The organism is Paenibacillus sp. FSL H7-689, from assembly GCF_000517905.1.
Taxonomy (GTDB): domain Bacteria; phylum Bacillota; class Bacilli; order Paenibacillales; family Paenibacillaceae; genus Paenibacillus; species Paenibacillus amylolyticus.
In genome coordinates this window covers 624,702-649,367 of record NZ_ASPU01000015.1, presented here as the reverse complement: position 1 = coordinate 649,367, position 24,666 = coordinate 624,702, and the positions used below count along the sequence as shown (strand labels likewise).

The following is a 24,666-nucleotide window of genomic DNA, read 5'->3' as shown; positions in this document are numbered from 1 at the left end:
AGGAATAGGTGCCTATGGACATTACATTTATTCGTCATGGTCATGGCGAACACTTGATGGATTACCCAAATCAATTAAATTGTCAGCATCCGGGCCTCACTGAATTGGGGAAAAGTCAGGTTATAGCGTTGCGTAAACAAGTGGTTTTTGCGCCTGAAGACGTCATTTTGATTAGTCCAACGAAACGTACTATTGAAACAGCACAACTCCTAACCCCTAACAAAAATCTTGCGTTCTTCAGCCCACTGGTTGGCCCAAGAATGTTTCCTCAGAATCCAGAGTTTGTTCCTTTCGTCTGTGATCAAATCTATTCCAAGGAAGAGCTCAGTCATCAGTATACTGACATAAGAATCGTTGAATTGGGGTTCGATTATTGGGAAGAAAGTATTAATCAAATGGATGCACATCGGTTCCAGATATTAGCTGAACAGCTTCTTGAATGGTGCAGGCAACAGAGCGGCAATACGTTTATCATTTCCCATGATGGTACGATATCGAACTACAGGATGTTACTCGGAGAAGAAGGGTTAACCAAAAGTGATTTTCTTGGTGAAGCAGGGCAGTACACAATCCGAAACGTTTAACGATTAAAGGTGATTCCGTCAATCTCTTCTATTACACATTGCACAAGGAGTCTGTTTTGTAGGTGGTCTATAACTGTACTTAGGGGGACTTTCAAATGAAGTTATCGGATTATGAATATTTAACTTTGGCTCTGGAAGAAGCAGAACAATCACTTATTGAAGGAACGTATCCGATTGGTGCGATAATCGTGGATGTGGATGGGATTGTCGTGAGTAAAGGCAGGAACCGAGTTTTCTCGGATTGCGACCCCACCGCACATGCTGAGGTGGATGCCATTCGTCGGGCAGGAAAACATTTGCTGGATGTAGAGAAGAAGAAATTCTCGAAGAAGAAAGACTTGACGCTTTATACTACCTGTGAACCTTGTCCTATGTGCTCTTGTACCATATTAATGTCGGGTATTAAAAAGATTGTATGGGCAGCGGATGATGAAGAATATGGCGGGCTTCGACGTTTCAAGGAAGGGCCTCATTTTATCCATATGTTTGACACGTTATCCTGTGTTGCAGCACCCTATCTTGATCTGGAAAACAGACAGAGAGCTTTGCTCGCCAAATGGAATATTGGTAGAGGTGTGCTTAATACAGAGTGGGAGATTCCGAAGCAATGATCTTTTTTATAAAGGGGATGAATACACATGGAATTCGTGGGAGAGAAGGTAAGAATAACAACAGTCACAGAACAGGACCTCGACTTCATATGTCAACTTGAATGTGACGCAAACATATGGAGCTTTGAGGAAACTGTTGAGACGGATGAGGAGAAGGTTTGCGAGAAATATCGCAGCCATTTTGCTGTTGCAGATGAGAAACCGTATGCCTATGATTTTGTTATACGCCGCTTGAATGATCCGGAAGATACACCCATTGGTATTGTTCAGATGTGGAGTTATGTGGATTACCGAAAAAGCTGGGAACTTGGATACGGTGTGCTTTCGGAATACGCAGGCAACGGGTATGGGAGCGAGGCTACACATCTTTTGTTACAATTTGCGTTTCAAGAGTTACAAGCTCATAAGGTCGTCGGTATGTGCAATTCACAAAACGTTCGCTCAGCAGCACTGATGAAGCATGTGGGTATGACACGGGAGGCCGTCTACCAGGAAGAACTATGGTGGAACAATCAGTGGACAGACCAGTACTTTTTCTCGATTTTGGATAGAGAATTTAAGTCAGTCTAATAGGTACGGGAGGAAATAAGATGACTACGTTGGTTCTGTTGTGTTTCTCGTAAATTAGGGCAAAGGTGGTTATAACCATGGGGAGAATTACGGTTTATCATTATGATGCTTTCTCTACCGTTCCGGGTCAAGGTAACCCGGCAGGAGTGGTTTTTGATGCTGATCATTTCAGTGAGACGGAGATGCAGCAGATCGCTTATAAGGTTGGTTTTAATGAGACAGTATTTGTGTTGAATTCTGAAGTAGCTGACGTCAGATTACGTTATTTTACGCCGGGCCATGAGATTAATCTGTGTGGTCATGCCACAATGGCATCACTGTATGGTTTGAAGACGCGTGGGATGTTGAGTGACAGAGAGCTAATCACGATTGAAACCAATGTAGGTATATTACCCATACGATTTGAGTGCAATGCCGACACCATTTACATGGAAATGAAACAGGATCAGCCGCAGTTTATACCGTTCCAGGGGGATATCGAGAAGCTGGTAAGCGCCATCAATCTCACTCTGGATGAGGTTGACCTTTCTACGCCAATCGTTTATGGAAGTACGGGAACCTGGACGGTATTAATCCCGATTCGTGGACTGAACTCTTTTATGAAAATGAAACCGGATTCTTCCCTGTTCCCAGGGATTTTAATTGAGAATCCCAAAGCTTCCCTACATCCCTTTTGTTTCGAAACTCGTGATTCCGATGCGATGATGCATGCCAGACATTTTTCATCACCTTACTCTGGTACGACGGAAGATCCAGTGACTGGAACAGCCTCCGGGGTGATGGGTGCTTATTATTTAACCTATGTGAAACCGGAGATTGATGAGGTACAGTTTGTGATAGAGCAAGGGCATGAGATTGGAAGAGATGGAAAGGTTCAAGTGAGTGTGATTCGGGATGGTGAGGATATGGATGTCAGAATGAAGGGGACAGCTGCTTTTGTGCGTGAACTGAATGTTGAATTGGACATTTGATCATATACGAAAGCAAAAAGCGCGAAGGGAGATTAACATTTTGCAAATTATTGATATTCGGCAGAAGCCGGACGTGATGCAAGAAGCAGTACAGTATTTCTGGAAACAATGGGGCTCGGAATCAAGCTTCCATTTCTATCGGGATTGTATAGAGCGTTCTGTGGATACAGAGAGTGATGTGCCAAGATTTTATGTGATGTTGGACGGAGACCGAATTATCGGTGGGTACGCTTTGTTGCGAAGTGATCTGAATAGCAGGCAGGATCTCTTTCCCTGGTTTGCATGTCTTCATGTTGATCCAGAATATCGGGGCCAGAATCTGGGTGGACAACTTCAGACCCATGCATTAAATGAGGTGAAAGCAAAAGGGTATGACAAGCTGTATTTATGTACTGATCTGACTGATTATTATGAAAAAAATAACTGGGCCTATATCGGTAAAGGATACCTGCTTGATGATGAAGAGACGCGAATCTATGAATATAAGATTTGATAGAGGTTACACACGTTTTAGGGCTCTGTCTTGAATTCGGGAGGAATGAACCTATGATTACCGAGATTAATAAACATGAATTCCATAAAGTAAAACATCTCACGGACTCGTGTCAGAATATTGAAGTCAAAGCGGTGGCGTATGGCTTGAACCCAGGACGGATCTATGTAGATGATGCAGAGAATATCACAGCAGCTCTAATTTGGATACATGGACAATCTGGTTTTCAGTTGATCGGCGACTCTCGAAGTGAGCCCTTTCTGAATGAATTGAAAGAGTACATGCGGGAACGTATTGAACCTGAGTTATTGAACTTACATATTCATGCTGTTGAGATTGGTGTGGTGGATGAAACCTGGGAAGATGTTCTTCAGCACATCTCCGGGAAAAGAGATATCTCCAGTGATATTCAGCATGTATTCAAGTTGAATCCAAATTCGATAAGTCAGCAAGTACCTCTCGACATATGTGCTTCACGGGACGAGAAAGTCAGAATTGTCAGGATAGATGAAGTATTATTAGGAGAGAAAAGATATAACAATTCTCCATTCCTGAAAGATAAAATCTCTCACTTTTGGACGACAATAGATGATTTTTTACAACATGGCTTTGGCTATATTGCAGTGCATAACGATGATATCGCGAGTGTTTGCCTTTCGGCATTTATCGCAGATCAGGCACATGCGGTTGATATTGAAACGGTTGAAGTCTACAGAAGAAGGAATTATGGTGCGATGGTGGCAAAAGCTTTTGTGGAAGAATGCGGTCGTGTAGGCATACATCCGTATTGGGATTGTTCACCGGACAATGCAGGCTCAATTCATCTGGCACAAGGCATGGGGATGTCACTCGATTTTAACTATAGAGTTTACTGGTATGATCTATCCTCGTAGATGGATATGAAGGAGGATGTGCTGTGAGCGAATCATTACAGGATCAGATTCAATTTCTCATTGAGATTGATAAACTCAAAACGATTGAACGAAAGACGAGAATTATGCATGGTAAGAGACTTGAAAATGATGCGGAGCATTCCTGGCATCTGGCGATGATGGCCTTGGTTTTACAGAGTCATGCCAACAAGGATGTGGATATGCTTAAAGTCATTAAGATGCTTCTCGTTCATGATCTGGTTGAGATCGATGCGGGAGATACTTTTGCCTACGATACGGTGGGAAATACGGATAAATATGATCGTGAACTCAAAGCGGCTCATCGGCTTTTTGGGATGTTGCCTAAGGAACAGGCTGAAGAACTACTCCAGTTATGGTTAGAGTTTGAAGCAAAGCAGACGCCTGAAGCACAATTTGCCTCATCTCTTGATCGGTTGCAGCCTCTCATCCACAATCATCAGAATGAGGGAGATACGTGGCAGAAATATAACATTACAAGTGAACAGGTGTTAAACAGAAACCGTGAAATTGCAAACGGTTCCGAAACATTGTGGGAGTATGCGCACCAGCTTATTCAGAAATCCGTGGATCAGGGAATCTTGACCAAATCATGAGGATATGTTTTCACGTATGCACTTTGAAGATGGAGGAGAAGCATCTATGGGATATATCATGGAGCTGAGAAAATTGGTAGGCCCGCGTCCTTTAATTATGACGGGCTCATGTGTACTCGTTTTCAATGAGGAAGGTCACCTACTGCTGCAAAAACGTACAGATAGCTTGGATTGGGGGACACTTGGGGGATCAATGGAACCCGGGGAGTCTTTGGAGGAAACAGCTGCGCGGGAATTGTATGAAGAAGCCGGACTGAGAGCGGAATCGTACAAACTCATTAGCGTTTTTTCAGGTGAAGACATGTACTATCAATACCCACATGGTGATGAAGTTTACAACGTCATGGCTGTTTATGAAGCTTCAGGCATCAAGGGCAGCCCAACCATTATGGATAATGAAGGGCTGGAACTCCGATATTTTGATCTGAATCAGCCGATCCCTGAGATCAATCCGTTTACGGAATATGTGTTGAAGAAGGCAGGATATATTAGAACTAACTAGTAAGAGGAGGGTATGTTATGACGCAGGACTTCTATTGTGATGAGGTGCTGAGTGGTAAAACGCAAGTCAAAGTTGTCATGGAAACAAATAACGTTATGGCTTATCATCACACTCGGCCTTACTACAAGCATCACATTGTTGTAATTCCCAAGATTCATATCCAGTCCCTCATTTCAGAAGAAGAAGAGAATAATGATGAACTACTCTTAGAAATGATGCGTGTCATTAAAAAGATTGCTGCTGACTTGTTAGCTCAGACAGGCTCATCGAAGATTGTAACTAACTTGGGCAGTTATCAAGACTCGAAGCATCAGCATTGGCATATAGTCAGTGGTGAGCGAACTTAGGAAACTGTATACCGGATTACAAAACTTCCACCTTTCACATACGGATGTGGAAGTTTTTTCGTTTTGAACCACTAAACATACCAAACAACTCTTACATCTACCCCAAAATGAACTAAGGAAAAATATGCTAGAATAGGGAGTGAATATTTAAAAGGGTCAATTAGGAGGAATAATAATGATGGTTGGTTCTATAGTTACGATATTTGCAATGTTGATTAATGTGTTGTTATACGGACTGGGTGTGTATGCACTGATCCTGTTTATTAAGCTGGCCCGGCGTGGGATTCAGGCACTGGATATCTACTTGTATGAGAAACGCGGAGAGCGATTCTAAAGTTCCTAGGTCACATTCGAACAGAATTATCATTTTTCTCTCAGTGTTTTATCTTTCCTATTCTAGTATGATTAACGCATCAATCCAGTAAAGAGAGGTTCATGAATATGGATGCTTTTTTAGAGAAAATTAACGAGTTAAACGAGCTTCAGAAAGACTTGGTTAGCCTACATCCTTTGTTTGCAGAACATTATCCAGTGGTTGTAGCCTATGAAGCTTTATTATATATCTATGATTATTCGTCCAAAACGCAGCAGTATGAGTGGGTGAAGACAGTACCTGACGATTTATATATTCCGGATGAATGCCTTGCTGCGATGCCGGTGCATCATATGAACGGACGAATGTGTGCGATTGTAACGGATACAGCGTTCAAAGATCTGGAGCAGAAAGTTTATCTGTTCCACGAATATGTTCATTGTTATGTATATGAGAAATATGATGAACGGATCGTGAACCGTCTTCAGATTAAACATAAAATGGACCAACTGAAGCGTGTGACATGGGAACTGGATTATGAATTTCCGTATGAAGATGAAATCGTTGTGGAACGGATTAACTCATTGTTGTCTGCTTTGAAGAGTAAAGACCTGACACAAGTACAGACAGCTAGAAAGGCGTTGTTCACTTCATTAAATGAAGAACAAGCCGAGTACTGGAGCTGGTTAGAGTGGAACGAGGGTTACGCGCGTTATATTGAGAATCTGATTCGAGCGAAATTTGGGCAGGAAAGTAATCATTTTGGAGATACTGCTCCGTATAATCGTCTAGTATTCTATGAATGTGGATCGGAATACATTAGTCTACTTGTGGAGGAGCATCCGGAGTACCATACCGATCTGGAGCAGCTGTTTGACCGCATGCAAGTTGAGAGAATTCAGGGTTAATCACGCATCTACGGTGAAAAAAAGGTGGAACCTAGCGAATTCTTACTATTCCAGTGATCTGCGTTGCACCAGTAGGTTATATCGTTTCTTTTTACTAAGTATAGTAGAATACTTCCCGATAAAAGGAGATCAACTCTATGCCGTTACCTATGGTTCATCTCAATATTGCTAATCGAATTGCAGACTCGCTGCAAATGCAGGCTGATCGAGGTTCATTCTATCTGGGGAATATCGCCCCAGATTCCATACATATGCGCGAAGGTACAACTAGAGATGATAAGGAATACACCCATTTTAACCCGAAAGATGATGGAGATCACGTTGGTGAACTGAAGGATCTTTACTCATTCTATATGCAACAACTTACCGATGAAGGATGGAAGTGGTTTGTGCGAGGATACTTTATGCATGTGCTGACAGACTATTACTGGTTCCGGAGTGTGCATCCTGAATTCGTCGAACGGGTCAACAAGGTAGATCAACATACAGACAGTAGCAGATCGAAGGATGAACTGGCGCGTTTATATTACCAGGAGACGGACCAGATCGATTTTAATCTCTATCAAGGTTCAAGTTGGAGCGAAGAGGTATGGCAGGTGCTCAACAGTTCACCGGGTTATGACATGACGGATCGGTTAACTGCCGATGAGATTGTACGCTGGCGGGACCACACGTTTTCTTTTCTTAATGGGGAAGAACCAGGAATTACTCCTGAGTTCATCACGGGTGAGAGAGTTCAGGTATTTGTGGAAGAGACCATAGAGCGACTGATCTCTATGTTGTCTTCATGGGACCCGGAGTTACGTAACTTGATATGAATATAGATAGTTAGTGCAGTTGAGTCATTTCATTATATACTGTATTTATTACTTCTCTACTCATTACTAGTTTATTTAATACTAAGTCAGGGAGGCACGCAGTATGGTGAAATATGTAGGAATGTTGCTCGTATTTGTCATTGCCACGTTCATTGCAGGGTGTAGCAAACCGAATGAATCGAACGCGGAAGAAGGGCTTCCTGTACTGATCACTTTAACGTGTAATCCCAACCTTGCCTTGGAACCATGCCAAGATGTTGTGTTTGATCGATCTGACGAGATTCGAATCATGATGGAGGCCATACATAAGGCAGAGCGTATGCCAGGTATTATTGATTATGGTACGCAGTACAAGATGAGCATAACAAATGCGGACAGCTCCATAACAAGGTATGATTTTTCACTAGGAATGGATCCCAAGATGCAAGGCTTGTTAGTAAACGAGGAAGACACGCATACTGGATATAGCATTCCTCTTGAGGATGCGAATCAACTAAGAAGACTGATTCAGCGACGTATAGATTAAGAAGGTATATGGAACGGAGAAGAACCTGTGGATGACAAAATCACCATTGAACCTTTGAAACAATCGGATGCAGATGGAGTGTATCAGGTGTTCGAGACAACCATTCCCGCAGCATTTGATCAGGAGGGAATAGGCTCGCTTCTGGATGATATTCAGGATGAAATAACACAGAAAAAAGCGATGATTCACATGGCATTGCAAGCAAAGGACAACATAGAACCAAGTGTGTTTTTCCTCGTCGCCAAAATGGGAGATGTTATTGTAGGCACAATCTCGTATGGACCGTGTGGTAAGGAGATTCGAGAATGTACAGAGGGCCGGCTGAACGATATCGGAGAACTGGGTAGCCTGTATGTGTTGCCCGAGGTTCAAGGACAGGGGGTTGGTTCGGCGCTCATTCTTGCACTGGTTACTGAACTGCAACGGCTGGGAATTCAGCAATTCTGCCTGGATAGCGGTTACCAGATCGCACAGAAGAAGTGGCAACGCAAATTCGGTGAACCCTATGTGGTGGCGAACAACTATTGGGGAGAAGGAACAGATCATATGGTTTGGCTGTGTGAAGTACAGGGTTTTATAGAGGTTGTTCAAAAAGCCCGCTTTTGATTACGAAGGATGCCTATCGGCATCATCAGCATCGAATATGGAATTCAGCCGAAATGTCCGTTGCTCACGTAGTTTTCCTACGCTCCGCTACTCCATTTCTAGCTTCATCCCATCTTCTCGGTACTGAAAACCAGTCTTTTTGAACATGCACTAAAGTAAAATGACATGAACAAAAGAGATGACGACCTGTATTGTATAGGGGTCATCTCTTTATCTTTTTGCATCGATCGTGGACGATTGTTCGTACAGTGTACCATGTGTGTTTTTATGTACCCGAGGAAAAAAGGAGTGAACATATGTCAATACAGTGGAATACACCCGAGCAACGGCTGTCCCCTCATGCGGTAAACCTGTGGAGAATTAGCGCCATCATATGGAATGCAATAGGTTTCCTGATCCTTGCCGTACTGTTAATACTCGACTCCATCTATGGATGGAAGACGTGGATTGGTTGGGTTTTGTGGGGCGTTACGGCCATATCGGTGCTTTATGCGGTGTGGGATATTTTCATCCAGCCGTCATGGTTATACAAGCATTGGTACTATGATGTGAATGAGGAGTTCCTGCAACTGAAGCGTGGGGCGCTAACCAAGGTACATCAGATCATCCCCATGGCGAAAGTGCAATCGGTTACAACAAATCAGGGACCTTTAATGCGAAAATATGGACTCTATTCCGTATCGGTTGGCACGATGGGTTCATCGCATGAAATCCCCGCATTGCCAGAGGAAGTCGCGCTTGCACTCCGTCATCAGATTGCGTCCTATGCGCGGATTAATGAGGTGGATGAATGATCGATATGAAGCGACATCATCCATTAACCATGCTGTGGAGCTTGTGGAAACAGGTAAAGAATTGGTTCGCCATCGTCCTTTTTTTGTTTGTTTTCCGTCAGGGCTCGGAGTCCCAATGGATATTCTATGGAAGAATCGCTTTTTATGTAGGTGTCTCCCTTAGCATCCTGTCCATGATCCTGAAGTGGTTCACCTCGCGTTATGCAGCAGACGATACAGCCTTTCATATCTATAGTGGTGTGTTTAACCGTACTCGAAGAACGATACCTTATACGAAGGTCCAGAATGTGAATCGTCATACAACGCTGTTTCATCGTTTGTTCAAGGTGACGTCGATTCGATTCGAGACCGGAATTAAGGGAGAAGATGCTACCTTTCAGTTACACGTTGTTTCACTTTCCGAAGCGGAGCAGCTGGAGAAGATTGTAGCAGGTCATATGGCTGAAGAAGCAGAAACAGCAGGAGCAACAGAGGAACATGATACGTTGGATGCGGTTCAGGCTATGGAAGAGAGAGAGGCGCAATCCGAACCTGTTATAACTGATGAAGTCATGTCTCTGCCTGCAAAAGAAAAACAAGAACGGGTTGTTCATTATCATTCCACCCGCAAGGACATATTCAAAGCATCCTTTACCTCGCTCAGTTTTCTCGTACTGATTCCGGTCCTGGCTACGCTCTATTCCTGGGTGAAGGACTTCTTCCCTGATGAAGAAGTAACGGAAAGTTTGTTATTAACCTGGCTTGATTCCTGGTGGATTGCCGGTTTGATGATTTTAGTTTTATTGATCATATCTATTGCTCTGGGCATAGTCAGAACCTTCGTAAAGTATGGCAATTTCCAGATCACCTCGGATGCCAAGCGGATCTATATCTCGAAGGGCATGATGGAGCAAACGTCATTTTCAATCTTGAAAGAACGAGTCCAGGCCGTGAAAATTACACAGTCGCCAATGAAAAGGCTGCTTGGACTGGCGGAAGTAGAACTGACCACTGCAGGTAGTCTGGGAGAATCCGAGCAGGAAGTGAACTCGCTCTATCCCTTCTTGCCTGTGAAGCAAGCCTATACCCTGATTGAGGAGATCCTGCCATCCTATCGGGTTACGCAAGAGATGGAAAAACTTCCACGAATATCACTATGGCTGCGCCTGCTCAAACCAAGTTGGGGATGGATCATGATCACGGGTTTATTGTGGTATTTCAAACCATTGGTGTTTGGGCAGAAACATGCTTGGTGGATGATTTCCGCGATTCTGCTCGTGTGGATTGCAACATGCAGAGTGATGGACTTTTTCCATACCCGATACATTCTGCATCAGAATTTCATTCAACTTCGAACCGGTGCGCTCACGTCAACACTCTTTATCTCCAAACGTGAGAAAGTCATCGAAGTGCAGATCACCCGTAATGTGTTACAGCGTTGGTTCGGTGTGGCTTCCATTCATACCGTAAACCGCGCCAAACCAGTACTGTATCATCGGGCACATGACATTTCCCTGGATACGGCCAAATCATTTCAATCATGGTATATGGGACGTACCCAAGATGTTCAGACCCGTTAATTGTAGAGCAAGTGCAGGAAGACCAAACAAGGTTATTCTGTACTTGCTCTTTTTAATTGAAGACAGAGGAGGAAGAACAATTTGATTAAAGCTGTGTTCTTTGATGTGGACGGTACGTTGCTGAGCGAAATAGATCGGAGTTTATCACCGCGTACAGCTGAGTCGATCCGGGAATTGATTCCTAAAGGCGTTCAAGTTGTACTCGTCACAGGCAGGCCCTATAATTTATGCGAAGAATTCAGAAATCTCGGAATCGATACAATCATTTCGGCTAATGGGGCATTGATCAAAGCAGGTGATGAAGTGATACATAAGTCTGTACTTTCAGCACAGATGGTTAGAACATTTAGTGAGTTTGCCGAGTTGCAGGGGCACAGTATTTCATATTTTACAGAGTCATTTGATACGAACGGGTTGTGTACAGTAGATGGTCGTGTTACTGATGCCTTAAGAGATACGCTTGGACTCATGGATGCGCCGCAGAAAATCGGTACGTTGGAACAGGACGTATATTGCATTTGTTTATACGCGGATGAAGCGGAGACGGAGAAATTCCAATCCAGATTTCCTTCCTTACGATTCGTGAGATTCCATCCGTATGTAGTGAATGTGCTGGAAGCGAGCGAAGTCAGCAAATCTATAGCCGCAGAGAAAGTTCTCGACTACCTGAAGATATCCAGAGAGGATACAATGGCCTTTGGCGATGGGGAGAATGACGTGGATATGCTAGTGTATGCGGGAATCGGAATTGCGATGGGAAATGGCGGAGAACGGATTAAACAAAGCGCTGATTATGTCACCCTGCGGGCAAGTGAAGATGGGGTCTTCCATGCATTGAAGCAATTTAAGATTTTATGAGAATGGATCGGCTAAAAAGATGAAGGATATCCAAATTGTGGATTTTCATGTAGAATGATATAGCACGTATTAAGCCCTAAAGCATAGGGTGTTGATCGAAGGGTGACTTATGAAAAAGGTTGTTATAGTAATCCTGTCTCTTGTCGTACTTGTTGGTGTATCCTCTTCCGCTTATGCTCATCCAGGCAGACTGGATAAGAACGGGGGACATAACTGTTCAGCCAAATCCAAACAAAAGGGTCTGTGCACAGGTTATCACTATCACAAAAAGAAAAAATGAGAATGAGCTGTACAAGATAAACCCGGCCATCGTTCAATGTATGGTTGGGTTTGCATGTGTACCATTGATTTAAAATGATGGAGGCGGTTACACCATGCAGATACAGGAGATATCGGTGTGGAATCATGACGATTTAGTGGCGATGCTGGTTGAAAGCTCCAGTGAGGGGTTCAGACATATCGAGCGATTAATCCATGAATATGAGACAGGAATCAATACATTCGAGCAAGAAGATGAAGCGCTTTTTGAATGCAGAATGGACGATAAGGTGGTTGGGATCTGCGGTCTGAACAGAGATCCTTATTCTGAAGTGACTGATACAGGAAGAATTCGCAGGCTTTATGTGATGAGAGAATTTCGAAGACATGGGGTTGGGCGCAGCCTGATGGATGCGGTTATTCAAAAAGCGGAAAATCATTACGCTCGACTGGTTCTGTACACGGATCAACCGGTTGCTGGATCTTTTTATCGCGACTTGGGATTTAGAGAAGTGACGAGTATGGAGAAGATAACGCATGTACTGGAATTGGGGGAGAAGGAAGATGGATCATATTAAAGCGGTTATTTTTGATTTGGACAATACAATTCTGAACAGAACAATGACCTTTGACGGCTTCACGCAGAATTTGATTAAAACCTATTTTGGTCACCTTGAGTCAACCGAAGATATAAGCAAACGAATTATTGAACTCGACCAGGATGGTTATAAGGACAAACCCTTTCTGTTCAACGAGTTGTTGCATGAACTGCCCTGGGCAGAGCATCCACCACATGCAGAACTGATGGAGTTCTATGGCAGAGAGTATGTGCGAAGTTCAGTTCTGATGGAACAGGCGCGAGAAGTCGTTCAGCATCTTCGGGGGAAATATCGAACCGGGTTAATTACCAATGGGCAGACCGATATTCAGTATGGGAAGATCGATCAACTCGGTATCCGGAATGATTACGACCATATTATTGTTTCAGAAGAGGCTGGAGTCAAAAAGCCCGATCCACGCATATTTCAGCTTGCGCTAGATCATTTCGGTCTAAGCCCTGAGCAATGCATCTACATTGGCGATCATCCGGTGAACGATATTGAGGGAGCAGCAAGCGTAGGTATAAGCACCATCTGGATGAAGGTCAACCAGCCGTGGCAGGACAGAATTACGACTAGTCCTTTACATACGATTGAGCATCTAAGTGAGCTAAAGGAATTGCTGTAGAAGGCGGTTATATAAATTGAATATAACATTTACACAAAACGTAGAGGACAGAAATAACCTGAAGAAGCGGAGCGGTCGCCTTTATCCCCGGATTTACCCTTTAGGAAAGGAATCAAAAAATCTGGGGATAACAGCGATCGGAAGGTTGTTCTGTCATCGGAGTGGCTAGTGTAAATATTCTTTAGTTCAGTTTAAATAGATAAGGACTACTATAACCCCAGTTTGGAAAGCGAGGAACATATGGAAATTAGACAGATGGCTACAGCGTTTTTGAGCAATGGCTCAGACATGCTGATGATGAAGAAGGCGGGTAGCAGATTGTTTGATTTTGAATTCTGGGGTGGCATTGGCGGACATCTGGAACAAGGGGAACTGAACGTACCCATGAGCGCCAGCTATCGGGAGATTGAAGAAGAGACCGGGTTCAAGCAAGAGGATGTCGAACACTTTCGGCTTCGGTATATTCTGTTGGAAGTTAACGGTGGTGAGATTTGGCAGCAGTTTGTATATTTCGGAGAGACCACGCATCGACATTTTGTGCCCTCGGATGAAGGCGAGTTATTCTGGATACCACTGGATGAGGTGTTGGACTTACATTCGTCTATTCTGATCAAAGCAACGCTCAGGCACTATTTACAACACCCGGGAGCAGAAGACATCTGGATTGGCAACGTTCAGAGCGGAACAGACCTAAAGGGTACTCCACAGGTAATATGGAACAGAATGCAGGAAACGATATCATTTGAGCCAAAGGGGGTTAATCGATAATGTTGAAATATAGAATGGAAAGAAAAAAATTGAGATGGATAAATTACCTGTTGATCACTGTACTGATTGCTATCATTCTTCCGAGTAGTCATGTGGAGGCAGGCAGCACGATTACAGTGAAAACGAAGGTCCAATATTACAAAGGACAGCCATACATACATCTAACAGGTGGTAATAAATCTGTGACGGATAAACTGAACAAGACATTTAAAATCCACGCAGTGAAAGCGGCTCGCCTGGACAAAGAAGAAAAGAAATCAAACAAAAATTATTTCTACATTACCATGGCCAGTGTAAAATACAATGCAAAGGAAAAGTTATCTGTGGTATATGAAGATCATGTGTACACTGGCGGAGCACATGGAATGGATGCGACAAAATCATATAATTATGATTTAAGAACGGGGAAAGAACTGAAGCTAAGCGAGTATGTCAAAGACGATACTCATATGGAGAAGGTGGAGAAATCAATCTCCAACAGTCTATTAGCCATGTATAATGCAGGAGTTTCTATTTTTGAAGAAAATATTTATGATTTTCAGCTTGATCAAACATCTGAATTCTTTTTATATGATAAAGGAATTGTCGTCCGATTCCACCCTTATGAGGTTGCACCCTACGCTAAAGGGTTTGTAGATATCAAAGTCCCGTTCAGTAAATTCAACCAATAGAGTTTTTGCAATATAAGGCATGATCCAGTTCAATGAGGTCATGTCTTTTTCTAAATATACAATCATTCAAAATACTCTAAATAATTTCAATAACTTCGGCTTCTATGTTTCTACATACCGTGTAAATAGCTTAACCCATTCCAAGAAGGAGATTTTGTTATGAAACGTATTGGAAACATGTTTCAGGCTGACCGTAGCAGAGTGTAAATGCTATGACAGCCTGAACGAGCGAACCGGTTTAATTTTGCATAGGACAGAGGCGGTAGTTATGGGTTGTTGGAAGAAGATGATTTCATCAGACTACGCTGTAATAATTCGATCTTTCGTTTGTCTGTTCCGATGTTCTATCGCTTCCTCATAATCCCCGATCAGTGTATCAAAAATATGCTCCCACGACCGCTGCTCAGCCAGCTTTCTGCCTTCCAGTCCCATCATCCTCAATTGGTTCACGTGATTTCCCCAGAGACATATCTCCCGAATCAGTGCATCAGCCTGACCTGGCTCGAATAACACACCATTGCGGTGAGGGGATATCAGATCCTTTACACCTCCAGCATTGGCCGCCACCACAGGGAGTCCTGAAGCCATCGCTTCCAGTACCACATTGCCAAATGTCTCCGTAGAGGAAGGAAACACAAACAGATCTGCCGAAGCATACATAACAGCAAGTTCTTCGCCATGCATATAACCTGTAAAGGTGACATTGGGTGGGGATTGCAGACGCATTTTCGGGAGAGATGGGCCGTCGCCAACGATGATCCAGTGTACACGGGACTGCATTTCCTGGGGCAACTGCTGCATGGTAGTCGTGAGTGTAGCGATATCTTTTTCCGGGGCAATGCGTCCAACGTAGAGTAGAATAAGGGGAGCGGTGATGTGGTATCGTTCACGGATATCCGAGCTGCGTTTATTAGGTGAGTACAGGTTGCAATCAATCCCGCGAGACCAAAGTTTCAGACGCTGAATGCCTTGGGTTTGCAGGGTGTTTAACGTTTCCTGCGATGGAGTTAGGGTTGCATCACAGGCGCGGTGGAACCACTGGATATACTTCCAGTAGAGAGGAATCATACTTTTCAACCGGTAGTATTCGAGATAACGATCGAAGTGGGTATGGTAGGAGACAACATGCGGAAGATGGTGTTTGAGCGCATACCTCAGACCAAGCAGCCCCATATTAAAAGGCGTAGCGATATGCAGCAGATCGGGTTGAAAGGTTTGTAGCTGCTTGTGTGTGTCTGCTCTGTTGGGTAGAGCAATGCGGCATTCGGGATACAGAAAAAAAGGGATGTTGGCAACCGACCGGACTTGAGTCTCATGGCTTCCTTCAATGATGGAGTTCGGAGTAAACAGCAGATGTTCAATTCTTCTGCGGTTCAGATGGTTACTCAAGCGGTGGAGCGTGCCAGCAACACCATTGGTTTCCGGAAGATAGGTGTCTGTGAACAAGGCTAGGCGCATCATTACCCCTCCCAAGACTCGTGATGCCAAGATCATAACAGCGGAACATTTTCCAGAGGTCAAGTGCATGTTAACTTGACGATATTCCCTGTAAAATGACTTCGGCACGAACATGTAAACTTCCATAACTTCAATTTGTATAGCGTATTCTGCTATGATGTAATAACGTGTCGGCGTAGTTGAACTTGAAATTTACACGATAACGGAGAGGGCAGAAAAAAACTGAAGAAGCGGAGCTAAAAGCTTTCTGCAAGAAAGCTGCTTCGGAAGCTTACACTTCGCCTTTATCACCGGATTTTACCCTTTAATAAAGGGATTGAAAAAATCTGGGGATAACAGCGATAGGAAGTTTATTCTGACCGCGTAGTGGTCCAGTGTAAAAAACACGTTCAAACCTATTTAGACAGAGAGATACAGGAGGCAGAGAAAGATGAACAAGTTACAAGAAGAATTGCAGGAGTTGTTACCACTTGATCAGCTTGAAGAGATGTCAGGTGAAGAAGTGGTGGGGAGTGTTGCCATGGACCTTTATCGGGCTGAATTTGCGACGATTCGAGAGAGTGGGTCGGAACTTCCGCAAGTATTGCGAGATATCATTCTAATCATTGATCTGGATACCGAGCTGTCCATGAACGGGATGACCGGTTTCCTTGAAAATGCCAGCGGGCAGTATCTGGGTGAGACGATAACAGCTATGGAGCGGATCGGCAATGATGCAGATACCGTGATCCTGAAGAAAATAGAGCAGATGTTGTCCAAAAGCGGCGTAACGCAAGGGCAATTACGAGATAATGTGAATGGCCTGTCCGAAGATGACATCACGACAAGCCTGCAAACACACGGGGAACAGATTCATGAGGTATTACAGCAGATTGAACTGGAAGCCGCGAATTTGAGCATGCAATCGGATAACGAAGAAAGCTTTGATCTGCTGTATCAATATGTGGACGAAAATAAAGAACGTTTGAAACAGGAGATGCAACACGTTTTGTCTAATTGAGTGGGAAGAGGAGGCAAAATGACAATCATGAACAAACGATTAGCGCTGGAATCCTTTTTGGTTACCTTGTTATTCATCATCGGTTTTGTAGCTTGGAATGTCGTTCAAGGCATGATCATGACCATGAATTATGTACCTGATCTTACGAACACCGCTTCTTCTGTTACCCCATTGCAATCCAAGATTGCTTTTGGAAGCCGTGTTCAATGGGATACAACATCCATGATTATGGCTGTTGCCGGATTTATTTTGCTAGCCGCCGCATATTACGGTCTTCGATCAGGAATGCAGCGTTGGACACAGCGTTCTTGATGTTTTATCCGCTTAGAGTCCATGTTCTGTACTTACTTACGTTGCCTTTGTAGCATATCAATTGAAACTCATTTACAACTGCCCTGAGTCTATTAGACTCAGGGTTTTTGCTATGGCTAATGTTTTTCCGCTTCGAAGGGGAAATTTTCTAGATCCAAGGTCAAGGTAGAATCCGTTACAATGATCTTGTAAGCGCTTATCGTTTTGGATAGAGAGAGGAGGAGAGACAGAGATCATGATTACAACCAATCAGATTTATCTCGATCAGACATTGCATAGTAAAGAGGATGTATTTGATTTTATATCTGCGGAGGCAGAGCGTTACAGCATCACTACAAACCGTGTACAACTTGCGGCTGATCTGTGGGAACGCGAACGTGTCTACTCCACCGGACTTCAGGATCACTTTGCAATTCCCCATACCCAGAGTGAAGTTGTAACACGTCCGGCAGTGATGGTCATTCGATTGCGGGAGCCCATTGATTGGGAATCTCATGACGGCAAGCCGGTAAAATATATTTTTGCCATCCTTGTGCCTAAAGGTCATGTAGACGTATCCCATCTGCAAATTATCTCTTCACTTGCCACCTTATTGCTGGAAGATTCATTCAAAGAGGCCATCGCAGAAGCGGTGCAGCCGGAAGATGTATATACGTTGCTTCATCAATATACGGAAGGACTGGTGTCATAATGAAAATCGTAGGTGTAACGTCATGTATCGCAGGTCTCGCCCATACCCCGATGGCCGCCAAAGCATTGGAGAAAGCAGCTCAGCAACTGGGATATGAGATCAAAGTGGAACAGCAGGGAGCCATGGGACAAGTCAATAAGCTGACGGAAGAAGATATTGCTGCAGCGAATTTTGTACTGATTGCAGCGGATCAAACGGTGAAGGACATGGATCGGTTTGGCGATAAAAAAATCGTACGTGTCAAAATCGGTCATGCCGTAAGTCAGGCAGAAGCGGTATTAACCAAAGCCGTCGAGGCTGTGAACGCACAAGCTTAACCCCACCTTCCACATGAGGAGAGAGTACGATGAGAAAATGGTTTGGTGAAGCAAAAACACATCTAATGACAGGTATCTCCTATCTGCTGCCCGTCATTATCGCGGGTTCCCTGGTCGTTGCCATCTGCAAAATTATCGCACTATCAATGGGTATTACTGATCTTGATCCGTACAAAGATGGAAGCGGATTCTTGCATATTTTATATCTCGTGCAAAATGTAGGATGGAGCGGCATCGGATTATTGACGATTGTCCTGTCCGGTTACATTGCCTACTCCATTGCTGACAAACCTGCGCTGGCCGCAGGTCTGATCGGCGGGGTGCTGGCACAGCAGACCAACGCTGGTTTCTTGGGCGCATTAATCTCCGGTTTTTTTGCCGGATACATCACCTTGTGGGTCAAAAACAAAGTTAAGATTACAGGTCCGGCCGCTGGCTCGGTACCGTTAATCATTTTACCGCTGATTACCGTAGGTTTAACCGGATTTCTGATGGCAGTCATTCTGGGTGGCCCGCTGGGTGCGCTGAATGAGTATCTCATTGCTTGGGTTCAAAACATGAGCCAGAGCGGAACCAATACCGTTGTGCTTGCCATTATTCTAGGGGCAATGATTGGATTCGATCTCGGCGGACCCGTCAACAAAGCGGCATGGATGGCAGGCAATGCCCTGTTCCTGTCCGGTGTGTATCTGCCGAATATTTTCATTAATATTGCCATCTGCATTCCGCCGCTTGGTTATGGTTTGGCAACATTGCTGATGAAGAAACGTTTTTCCAAAACCTATCAGGAAGCGGGAAAAGGTGCAGTGATTATGGGTGTGATCGGCATCACGGAGGGTGCAATTCCGTTCACACTGCGTAACCCTGCCAAGATGATTCTGGTCAACATGTTTGCCTGTGCAACGGGCGCTGCCTTGACTGCACTGCTGGGAGCACATATCATCATGCCACCAATTGGCGGCTTATATGGAGCCGTATCGGTAGGTACCCCAATCGCGTACCTCGCCGGAGGCATCGTCGGCGCACTGATTGTTGCGGGAGGCACCATGCTGGTGAACTTCCGTGATGAAGAAGAGAAACAGCCTGCCAAGACTCAGGAAGCTTCAGTGAAGAAAAACGGGGAAGAAATCGAACTCGTTTTTGACTAAAAGTACATGTTCAAAAAGATCGGTTTTCAGTATCTTGAACAACCTTTAAAAAGCATCTGGAGGGATATAGAGATATGAGTGAAAGAAATCGTACCAAAGTACATGTGATTCCACATACGCACTGGGACCGGGAATGGTATTTTACGACCTCCCGTTCCAAAGTGTATCTTGTCAAACACGTCAAGGAAGTATTGAACGCACTGGAGAATATCGATGGATTTCATTATTACCTGTTGGATGCACAAGGCTCTCTGCTGGATGATTACATCCGCTGGTGTCCCGAAGATGAGGAACGGATCCGCCAACTGGTTACAGCCAAACGACTGATGACTGGACCCTGGTATACACAGACGGATCAATTGGTTATTTCCAGTGAATCCATGGTCCGAAACCTGTATTATGGTATGAAAACAGCACAAAAGTACGGACATGCGATGAAGGTTGGTTATGTCCCGGATGCGTTTGGACAATCAGCACAGATGCCGCAGATCTATACCGAGTTTGGCATTGAACGTTTCCTGTTCTGGAGAGGCGTATCAGATAATACGAATCCACATACCGAGTTTACGTGGGAAGGGTCGGATGGCAGTCGTGTATTTGCTGTACAGATGCCATTCGGGTATTACTACGGTGGTAACATTCCGGAAAATGAAGAAGATCTGATCCCTTATTTGGAGAAACAGATTGGTGCGCTTGAACGGAAAGCCTCGACCAAGCATATCTATTTCCCTAATGGGTTTGACCAGGCGCCTGTCCGGTTGAACCTGCCGGAGTTGATTGAACGCTTCAATGCGCTGGATACAGAACGCGAATATGTGATGAATGAACCGGAACGTTTTCTGGCGGAGATCGAAGCGGATAGTCAGGATCTGCCTGTACTTCGGGGTGAATTAATGGAAGCCAAGCACATGCGGATTCACAAGTCCATTTTTTCCACCCGTGCAGATCTCAAGCAACAGAATAACCGAATTGAGAATCTGATTGCTAACACGCTCGAACCTGTACTTGCCATTAGCCATTCTCTCGGACATGACTACCCGCATCGCATTGTGGAGGACATCTGGAAGCTGTTGTTTGAGAATGCGGCACATGACAGCATCGGTGGTTGTAACAGTGATACAACCAATCAGGACGTTGCGTTTCGTTACAAGCAGGCCTATGATATCGCACTCAATCTGCTCGACCTGCATATGCGGATGATTGCTTCAACGATACAGCAGGAGGAGACATTTGCGTTCACCCTGTTCAACACGCTACCGTATGTGCGAGGCGGGGTTACGGAGATTGAAGCTTATATTCCGGAAGAATCCTTTGTGATTCGGGACACGAAGGGACGCGAGCTGGCCTATACCATTGTGGAAAAAGTAGACCAGACCGATTATGTGCTTGGACAGCACATCGATCTCAATCCAAGCCGCAAAGTGCATCTGCCAGAACGGGTATATCGCGCCAAATTGCTGGTGGAACTGCAAGAGGTCCCAGCATTGGGCTACACCCAGATTGTTTTTGATTTCAGTCAGGGCGCTGCCCCCGTCATGGAGCGGCGTAACGGGGACACGATTGAAAATGAACATTTCATCATTGCGCTGCAAGCAAACGGCACTTTGCAAATTACGGACAAAAGATCAGGCCGAGTGTATGCAGATCAAATGGTCTTTGAAGATAATGGGGATGACGGAGATTCCTACAATTATTCTCCTCCCGAGCGGGATCTGATTGTTTCTTCGGCAGGTAGCCAGATGAGTGCAACGACCACCCAAACGTCTGTATCTCAGACACTATCCCTGCGTTTCACGCTGGATGTCCCCTACGATCTGGAAGAGCGCGCCGCAGGCATCACGTCGGGAGCATTGCCAATGCAAGTGGAGATATCTCTTCGCATAGGAGAGAATCTGATCCGTTTCCAGGTTCAGGTGCAGAATGAGGTGTTCAGCCACCGTCTGCGTGTCCTTTTTGATACAGGAATTGCTTCCGCCCTATCCATTGCAGACCAGCCTTTCGGTGTGATTGCTCGTCCAACCTCATTGCCAGAAGTGGACGTATGGGAGCGCGAACAATGGCAGGAGAAACCGATCACCATTGAAGCGATGCAGAGTTATGCCGGGTTGAACAATGGTTCGCATGGTATGGCTGTGATGACGGAAGGTGTACGTGAGTACGAGATTGTTGGCGAGCAAATGGATACCATTGCCCTGACCTTGTTCCGCACATTCGGTTTCATGGGTAAGGAAAACCTGTTGTATCGTCCTGGCCGGGCCTCCGGTGAGAAAATTGTGGCTACACCTGATGCGCAATTGCTTGGCGAGCTCTCCTTTACCTTTGGCCTGCATATCCAGACTTCTGGATTCGACGAAGCGAATGTGGCCCGTGCTGCGCGTGAATATTTGACACCGATCAGCAGTTATCAGCTATGCGACTTTTTGAATGGACGTCTGATTTTTGCTTTCCGCGATGAGGCACGTGTTCTTGATACAGACTACAGCCTGATGTCGTTCAGCGACGATTCCAACGTGGTGTTAAGCAGTTTCAAGAAAGCAGAGCAGAGTGAGGGTTACATTGTACGTGTCTTCAATCCATATTTGACGCAGTCTGCAAACGTGAACATACACTTTAATCAACCTGTACATGCAGAGCGTGTATCCCTTGCTGAACAACCACTGGAGCCTCAGCAGAAGTTAACCGATGGAGAAGAGGTCGTGCGTTTGCCGGAACTCGAACATTGCAAATTAATGACGGTACTTGTATCCATATAAGCTGAACTTTAGTTTGACATAATCCTGATCAGAAGGGAGGTCGGATATGGGTATGATTTTTCCAACTAAACGGTTGAAAAAGCTGTTCCACCTCATTCATGGTGAAGGACAGGAACAGGCTTGGACGAGCCAAGCACTTGCAGACAGGCTGGAAGTTACGGTACGTACTATTCGGGATGATCTGAAAAAGCTGGATCATATCCTTGCGGGGCATGGTGGGAGCCTGGAATCCAAGCGTGGGCGGGGTTATTCCATTCGTGTGCATGATGCGAAGCGGTATACTGAGCTGTTGGAGGAACGGAAGGATGATCGGCAAAAAGGTGCACCAGTACCTGGATCGCCTGATGAGCGTATCCGGTATGAATTGTTCAAGCTGCTTGGTGAACCGGGTCATATCAAGATGGAAGACCTCGCTGATCAGCTGTATATAAGCCGTGCAACGATGAACAATGATCTGAAAATCATTCGTCAGATTCTGGAGAACTACCAACTTCAGCTTCAGATCAAGCCAGGACATGGTGTGAAGGTCGTCGGAGACGAGCAAAGGTTTCGCTATTGCCTTGCCGAGTACGCCGATGCGCGAGATGAAGAACTGGGCCCCGAAGGAATGACCGTTGCACAGGAACGTTTGTTGTACCCAATCGAACCCGCACACATCCGCGAGATCGTCATTCGCCATGTAGGCAAACAGAATGTTCGTATTGCAGATGTGGTCCTGAAAGATCTGATTACGCATCTGGCTGTTATGGTATTACGTATTAAGCAGGGGCATGAACTGGAGCGATTCGAGAAAGTGGAGGCGAATGTTCAGGATCAGCAACTTGCACAGCAGATTATTCAGGATCTGGAGTTGTTATATTCCATTCACTGTCCAGTTGGAGAGCGAGATTATCTGCTGCTGCACATTGTTAGCAAAAAAATGACCGCTACCGATTGGAATGGACTACGAAGTGACCCATTATATGTTGCTGTACAGCAGATGCTGGGTCATATCTATGATCGGTACACCTATGATCTGCGGGATGATGAACGCTTGCCGAATGATCTGTATGCCCATCTGAAGCCCATGATTACTAGGTTGGAACATGGTATGAATATGCGGAATCCACTGCTCGGACATATACGTAAATATTATCCACTGGCCTATGAGATTACGATCAGTGCAGTGAAACAGCTACAGACATACGTACCTCATGAAATCAATGACAGCGAGATTGGTTATTTGGCTCTTCACATTGGTGCAGCTTTGGAACGTAAATACCAGATTCCTCATCGCAAACGGAAATCCGTATTGCTGGTCTGTGGGTCAGGATACGGCACAGCCCGTATTCTTGAATCCAGATTGCGTTCTTTATTTGCAGAGCTGGAGGTCTCACGTGTAGTTTCGCTACGGGAGTACGAGGAGATGGGGAGTGTGCCCGAAGATTTGGTCATTTCCACGATCCGGTTACGGGAGTTCAAAGGCAAGCCGTCAGCTGTCATTGCTGCGATTCCATCGGAACGAGACATGGCAACGATCACTCATCTGGTGCGAACTAGTGATGAGCAGGAGGAAATGACGCTACTACGTTACTTTGATCCAGCGTTGTTCATGTTTCGGTCCGATCAGCCTGACAAAATGACACTTATGGCTGAGATGAGCGGAGCGCTGTTGGAGAAGGGAATCGTGACGGAGCAGTTCTGGCCAGCTGTGCAGGAGCGGGAAAAGATGGCTTCAACTGCGCTTGGAAGAGGTATGGCGATTCCGCATCCCATGGAGCTGAGTTCAACTCGTACGACCGTATCGGTATGTCTGCTCGAGAAGCCGATTCCGTGGGATGAGGAGAATGAAGTACATGCTGTATTTATGTTATCTATCTGCAAAGAGGATTACGAACAGGCGATGGGGATCTATGATCTGTTTGTAGAGTTAATCCGGCAGGAGGAGAAGTTGGAAAGCCTGCGATCCTGTGGCAGCTTCGATGCCTTTGCCCAACTTGTATGTGAAACGTTGAGTCTGAAAAGTACCGAAGTGTATTAATATATATGTTCGCTAATGGATAATTACACGGACACTCCGAGTACAGAACAACCTTACGATCGCTGTTATCCTCCAA

Annotated in this window: 30 protein-coding genes; 29 read left to right on the top strand and 1 reads right to left on the bottom strand. The window is 44.9% G+C overall.

What is annotated here, in order from left to right; translation table 11 throughout:
• Positions 1–14: 14 nt before the first annotated feature.
• The 22 genes from C170_RS13880 (at position 15) to C170_RS30065 (ending at position 14,891) form a co-directional block, all read left to right on the top strand.
• The gene (locus tag C170_RS13880) at positions 15–584 is read left to right on the top strand and encodes a phosphoglycerate mutase family protein (protein ID WP_036610385.1); all 570 of its coding nucleotides are present in this window, start codon (positions 15–17) and stop codon (positions 582–584) included.
• Between the two features lie 95 nt (positions 585–679).
• The gene (locus tag C170_RS13875) at positions 680–1,195 is read left to right on the top strand and encodes a nucleoside deaminase (protein WP_036610381.1); all 516 of its coding nucleotides are present in this window, start codon (positions 680–682) and stop codon (positions 1,193–1,195) included.
• A gap of 27 nt (positions 1,196–1,222) precedes the next feature.
• Positions 1,223–1,765, top strand: a complete 543-nt coding sequence (locus C170_RS13870; protein ID WP_036610379.1) for a GNAT family N-acetyltransferase — start codon at positions 1,223–1,225, stop codon at positions 1,763–1,765.
• Between the two features lie 77 nt (positions 1,766–1,842).
• Entirely contained in the window at positions 1,843–2,736 is an 894-nt protein-coding gene (locus C170_RS13865) for a PhzF family phenazine biosynthesis isomerase (RefSeq protein WP_036610376.1), read from the top strand.
• Positions 2,737–2,776: 40 nt separating this feature from the next.
• Positions 2,777–3,229, top strand: coding sequence for a GNAT family N-acetyltransferase (locus C170_RS13860; RefSeq protein WP_036610373.1), 453 nt, complete (start codon positions 2,777–2,779; stop codon positions 3,227–3,229).
• Positions 3,230–3,282: 53 nt separating this feature from the next.
• Complete coding sequence (locus C170_RS13855) at positions 3,283–4,122, top strand: GNAT family N-acetyltransferase (RefSeq protein ID WP_036610371.1); 840 nt, start codon at positions 3,283–3,285, stop codon at positions 4,120–4,122.
• A 23-nt stretch (positions 4,123–4,145) separates the two neighbouring features.
• On the top strand, positions 4,146–4,736 hold the full coding sequence (locus C170_RS13850) for an HD domain-containing protein (protein WP_036610369.1): 591 nt from the start codon (positions 4,146–4,148) through the stop codon (positions 4,734–4,736).
• Between the two features lie 46 nt (positions 4,737–4,782).
• Positions 4,783–5,238 carry an NUDIX hydrolase gene (locus tag C170_RS13845; protein WP_036610367.1) on the top strand — a complete coding sequence of 152 codons (456 nt, stop codon included), beginning with the start codon at positions 4,783–4,785 and terminating at the stop codon, positions 5,236–5,238.
• Between the two features lie 17 nt (positions 5,239–5,255).
• On the top strand, positions 5,256–5,585 hold the full coding sequence (locus C170_RS13840) for an HIT domain-containing protein (RefSeq protein ID WP_036610365.1): 330 nt from the start codon (positions 5,256–5,258) through the stop codon (positions 5,583–5,585).
• A 175-nt stretch (positions 5,586–5,760) separates the two neighbouring features.
• A complete protein-coding gene (locus tag C170_RS31020; RefSeq protein WP_162158967.1) occupies positions 5,761–5,919 on the top strand; it encodes a hypothetical protein in 159 nt (52 codons plus the stop codon).
• A 107-nt stretch (positions 5,920–6,026) separates the two neighbouring features.
• Entirely contained in the window at positions 6,027–6,806 is a 780-nt protein-coding gene (locus C170_RS13835; RefSeq protein ID WP_036610361.1) for a hypothetical protein, read from the top strand.
• A gap of 137 nt (positions 6,807–6,943) precedes the next feature.
• Complete coding sequence (locus tag C170_RS13830) at positions 6,944–7,624, top strand: zinc dependent phospholipase C family protein (RefSeq protein ID WP_036610359.1); 681 nt, start codon at positions 6,944–6,946, stop codon at positions 7,622–7,624.
• Between the two features lie 103 nt (positions 7,625–7,727).
• Positions 7,728–8,150, top strand: a complete 423-nt coding sequence (locus tag C170_RS13825; protein ID WP_036610356.1) for a hypothetical protein — start codon at positions 7,728–7,730, stop codon at positions 8,148–8,150.
• 27 nt (positions 8,151–8,177) lie between these two features.
• On the top strand, positions 8,178–8,756 hold the full coding sequence (locus C170_RS13820) for a GNAT family N-acetyltransferase (RefSeq protein ID WP_051447165.1): 579 nt from the start codon (positions 8,178–8,180) through the stop codon (positions 8,754–8,756).
• A gap of 296 nt (positions 8,757–9,052) precedes the next feature.
• Entirely contained in the window at positions 9,053–9,550 is a 498-nt protein-coding gene (locus C170_RS13815) for a PH domain-containing protein (RefSeq protein ID WP_036610354.1), read from the top strand.
• Complete coding sequence (locus C170_RS13810; protein ID WP_036610351.1) at positions 9,547–11,109, top strand: PH domain-containing protein; 1,563 nt, start codon at positions 9,547–9,549, stop codon at positions 11,107–11,109. Before C170_RS13815 ends, C170_RS13810 begins: the two co-directional genes overlap by 4 nt.
• Before the next feature lie 81 nt (positions 11,110–11,190).
• The gene (locus C170_RS13805; RefSeq protein WP_036610349.1) at positions 11,191–11,967 is read left to right on the top strand and encodes a Cof-type HAD-IIB family hydrolase; all 777 of its coding nucleotides are present in this window, start codon (positions 11,191–11,193) and stop codon (positions 11,965–11,967) included.
• Positions 11,968–12,076: 109 nt separating this feature from the next.
• Positions 12,077–12,247, top strand: a complete 171-nt coding sequence (locus C170_RS30770) for a YHYH domain-containing protein (protein ID WP_094030640.1) — start codon at positions 12,077–12,079, stop codon at positions 12,245–12,247.
• Between the two features lie 94 nt (positions 12,248–12,341).
• Complete coding sequence (locus C170_RS13800) at positions 12,342–12,803, top strand: GNAT family N-acetyltransferase (protein WP_036610345.1); 462 nt, start codon at positions 12,342–12,344, stop codon at positions 12,801–12,803.
• Positions 12,790–13,452, top strand: coding sequence for an HAD family hydrolase (locus C170_RS13795; protein WP_036610342.1), 663 nt, complete (start codon positions 12,790–12,792; stop codon positions 13,450–13,452). Before C170_RS13800 ends, C170_RS13795 begins: the two co-directional genes overlap by 14 nt.
• A 240-nt stretch (positions 13,453–13,692) precedes the next feature.
• A complete protein-coding gene (locus tag C170_RS13790; RefSeq protein WP_036610339.1) occupies positions 13,693–14,220 on the top strand; it encodes an NUDIX domain-containing protein in 528 nt (175 codons plus the stop codon).
• Positions 14,220–14,891, top strand: a complete 672-nt coding sequence (locus C170_RS30065) for a DUF3298 and DUF4163 domain-containing protein (RefSeq protein WP_051447163.1) — start codon at positions 14,220–14,222, stop codon at positions 14,889–14,891. Before C170_RS13790 ends, C170_RS30065 begins: the two co-directional genes overlap by 1 nt.
• A 300-nt stretch (positions 14,892–15,191) precedes the next feature.
• On the opposite strand, the gene C170_RS13780 is transcribed toward C170_RS30065, so the two are convergent.
• The gene (locus C170_RS13780; protein WP_235200762.1) at positions 15,192–16,352 is read right to left on the bottom strand and encodes a glycosyltransferase family 4 protein; all 1,161 of its coding nucleotides are present in this window, start codon (positions 16,350–16,352) and stop codon (positions 15,192–15,194) included.
• Positions 16,353–16,779: 427 nt separating this feature from the next.
• Between C170_RS13780 and C170_RS13775 the strand changes: the two genes are divergently transcribed.
• The 7 genes from C170_RS13775 (at position 16,780) to C170_RS13745 (ending at position 24,590) form a co-directional block, all read left to right on the top strand.
• On the top strand, positions 16,780–17,349 hold the full coding sequence (locus C170_RS13775) for a DMP19 family protein (RefSeq protein WP_036610334.1): 570 nt from the start codon (positions 16,780–16,782) through the stop codon (positions 17,347–17,349).
• 27 nt (positions 17,350–17,376) lie between these two features.
• Positions 17,377–17,661 (top strand): hypothetical protein, encoded by a 285-nt coding sequence (locus tag C170_RS30060; RefSeq protein ID WP_155985062.1) that lies wholly within the window; start codon positions 17,377–17,379, stop codon positions 17,659–17,661.
• Between the two features lie 235 nt (positions 17,662–17,896).
• The gene (locus C170_RS13765) at positions 17,897–18,352 is read left to right on the top strand and encodes a PTS sugar transporter subunit IIA (RefSeq protein ID WP_036610331.1); all 456 of its coding nucleotides are present in this window, start codon (positions 17,897–17,899) and stop codon (positions 18,350–18,352) included.
• Entirely contained in the window at positions 18,352–18,669 is a 318-nt protein-coding gene (locus C170_RS13760) for a PTS fructose transporter subunit IIB (protein ID WP_036610328.1), read from the top strand. Before C170_RS13765 ends, C170_RS13760 begins: the two co-directional genes overlap by 1 nt.
• 29 nt (positions 18,670–18,698) lie before the next feature.
• Positions 18,699–19,817, top strand: coding sequence for a PTS fructose transporter subunit IIC (locus C170_RS13755; RefSeq protein WP_036610325.1), 1,119 nt, complete (start codon positions 18,699–18,701; stop codon positions 19,815–19,817).
• A gap of 74 nt (positions 19,818–19,891) precedes the next feature.
• Positions 19,892–22,570 (top strand): mannosylglycerate hydrolase, encoded by a 2,679-nt coding sequence (mngB, locus tag C170_RS13750; protein WP_036610322.1) that lies wholly within the window; start codon positions 19,892–19,894, stop codon positions 22,568–22,570.
• Positions 22,571–22,616: 46 nt separating this feature from the next.
• Positions 22,617–24,590, top strand: a complete 1,974-nt coding sequence (locus C170_RS13745; protein ID WP_235200761.1) for a BglG family transcription antiterminator — start codon at positions 22,617–22,619, stop codon at positions 24,588–24,590.
• Positions 24,591–24,666: the final 76 nt, after the last annotated feature.

Bases quoted from the DNA above. Each gene is read 5' to 3' on its own strand.
- C170_RS13880 (WP_036610385.1), top strand. From the start codon at position 15: ATGGACATTACATTTATTCGTCATGGTCATGGCGAACACTTGATGGAT.
- C170_RS13795 (WP_036610342.1), top strand. From the start codon at position 12,790: ATGGATCATATTAAAGCGGTTATTTTTGATTTGGACAATACAATTCTG.
- C170_RS30060 (WP_155985062.1), top strand. From the start codon at position 17,377: ATGAACAAACGATTAGCGCTGGAATCCTTTTTGGTTACCTTGTTATTC.
- C170_RS13800 (WP_036610345.1), top strand. From the start codon at position 12,342: ATGCAGATACAGGAGATATCGGTGTGGAATCATGACGATTTAGTGGCG.
- C170_RS13790 (WP_036610339.1), top strand. From the start codon at position 13,693: ATGGAAATTAGACAGATGGCTACAGCGTTTTTGAGCAATGGCTCAGAC.
- C170_RS13760 (WP_036610328.1), top strand. From the start codon at position 18,352: ATGAAAATCGTAGGTGTAACGTCATGTATCGCAGGTCTCGCCCATACC.
- C170_RS30770 (WP_094030640.1), top strand. From the start codon at position 12,077: ATGAAAAAGGTTGTTATAGTAATCCTGTCTCTTGTCGTACTTGTTGGT.
- C170_RS31020 (WP_162158967.1), top strand. From the start codon at position 5,761: ATGATGGTTGGTTCTATAGTTACGATATTTGCAATGTTGATTAATGTG.
- C170_RS13870 (WP_036610379.1), top strand. From the start codon at position 1,223: ATGGAATTCGTGGGAGAGAAGGTAAGAATAACAACAGTCACAGAACAG.
- C170_RS13865 (WP_036610376.1), top strand. From the start codon at position 1,843: ATGGGGAGAATTACGGTTTATCATTATGATGCTTTCTCTACCGTTCCG.
- C170_RS13780 (WP_235200762.1), bottom strand. From the start codon at position 16,352: ATGATGCGCCTAGCCTTGTTCACAGACACCTATCTTCCGGAAACCAAT.
- C170_RS13835 (WP_036610361.1), top strand. From the start codon at position 6,027: ATGGATGCTTTTTTAGAGAAAATTAACGAGTTAAACGAGCTTCAGAAA.
- C170_RS13755 (WP_036610325.1), top strand. From the start codon at position 18,699: ATGAGAAAATGGTTTGGTGAAGCAAAAACACATCTAATGACAGGTATC.
- mngB (WP_036610322.1), top strand. From the start codon at position 19,892: ATGAGTGAAAGAAATCGTACCAAAGTACATGTGATTCCACATACGCAC.
- C170_RS13845 (WP_036610367.1), top strand. From the start codon at position 4,783: ATGGGATATATCATGGAGCTGAGAAAATTGGTAGGCCCGCGTCCTTTA.
- C170_RS13810 (WP_036610351.1), top strand. From the start codon at position 9,547: ATGATCGATATGAAGCGACATCATCCATTAACCATGCTGTGGAGCTTG.
- C170_RS30065 (WP_051447163.1), top strand. From the start codon at position 14,220: ATGTTGAAATATAGAATGGAAAGAAAAAAATTGAGATGGATAAATTAC.
- C170_RS13765 (WP_036610331.1), top strand. From the start codon at position 17,897: ATGATTACAACCAATCAGATTTATCTCGATCAGACATTGCATAGTAAA.
- C170_RS13830 (WP_036610359.1), top strand. From the start codon at position 6,944: ATGCCGTTACCTATGGTTCATCTCAATATTGCTAATCGAATTGCAGAC.
- C170_RS13855 (WP_036610371.1), top strand. From the start codon at position 3,283: ATGATTACCGAGATTAATAAACATGAATTCCATAAAGTAAAACATCTC.
- C170_RS13875 (WP_036610381.1), top strand. From the start codon at position 680: ATGAAGTTATCGGATTATGAATATTTAACTTTGGCTCTGGAAGAAGCA.
- C170_RS13815 (WP_036610354.1), top strand. From the start codon at position 9,053: ATGTCAATACAGTGGAATACACCCGAGCAACGGCTGTCCCCTCATGCG.
- C170_RS13745 (WP_235200761.1), top strand. From the start codon at position 22,617: ATGGGTATGATTTTTCCAACTAAACGGTTGAAAAAGCTGTTCCACCTC.
- C170_RS13825 (WP_036610356.1), top strand. From the start codon at position 7,728: ATGGTGAAATATGTAGGAATGTTGCTCGTATTTGTCATTGCCACGTTC.
- C170_RS13840 (WP_036610365.1), top strand. From the start codon at position 5,256: ATGACGCAGGACTTCTATTGTGATGAGGTGCTGAGTGGTAAAACGCAA.
- C170_RS13775 (WP_036610334.1), top strand. From the start codon at position 16,780: ATGAACAAGTTACAAGAAGAATTGCAGGAGTTGTTACCACTTGATCAG.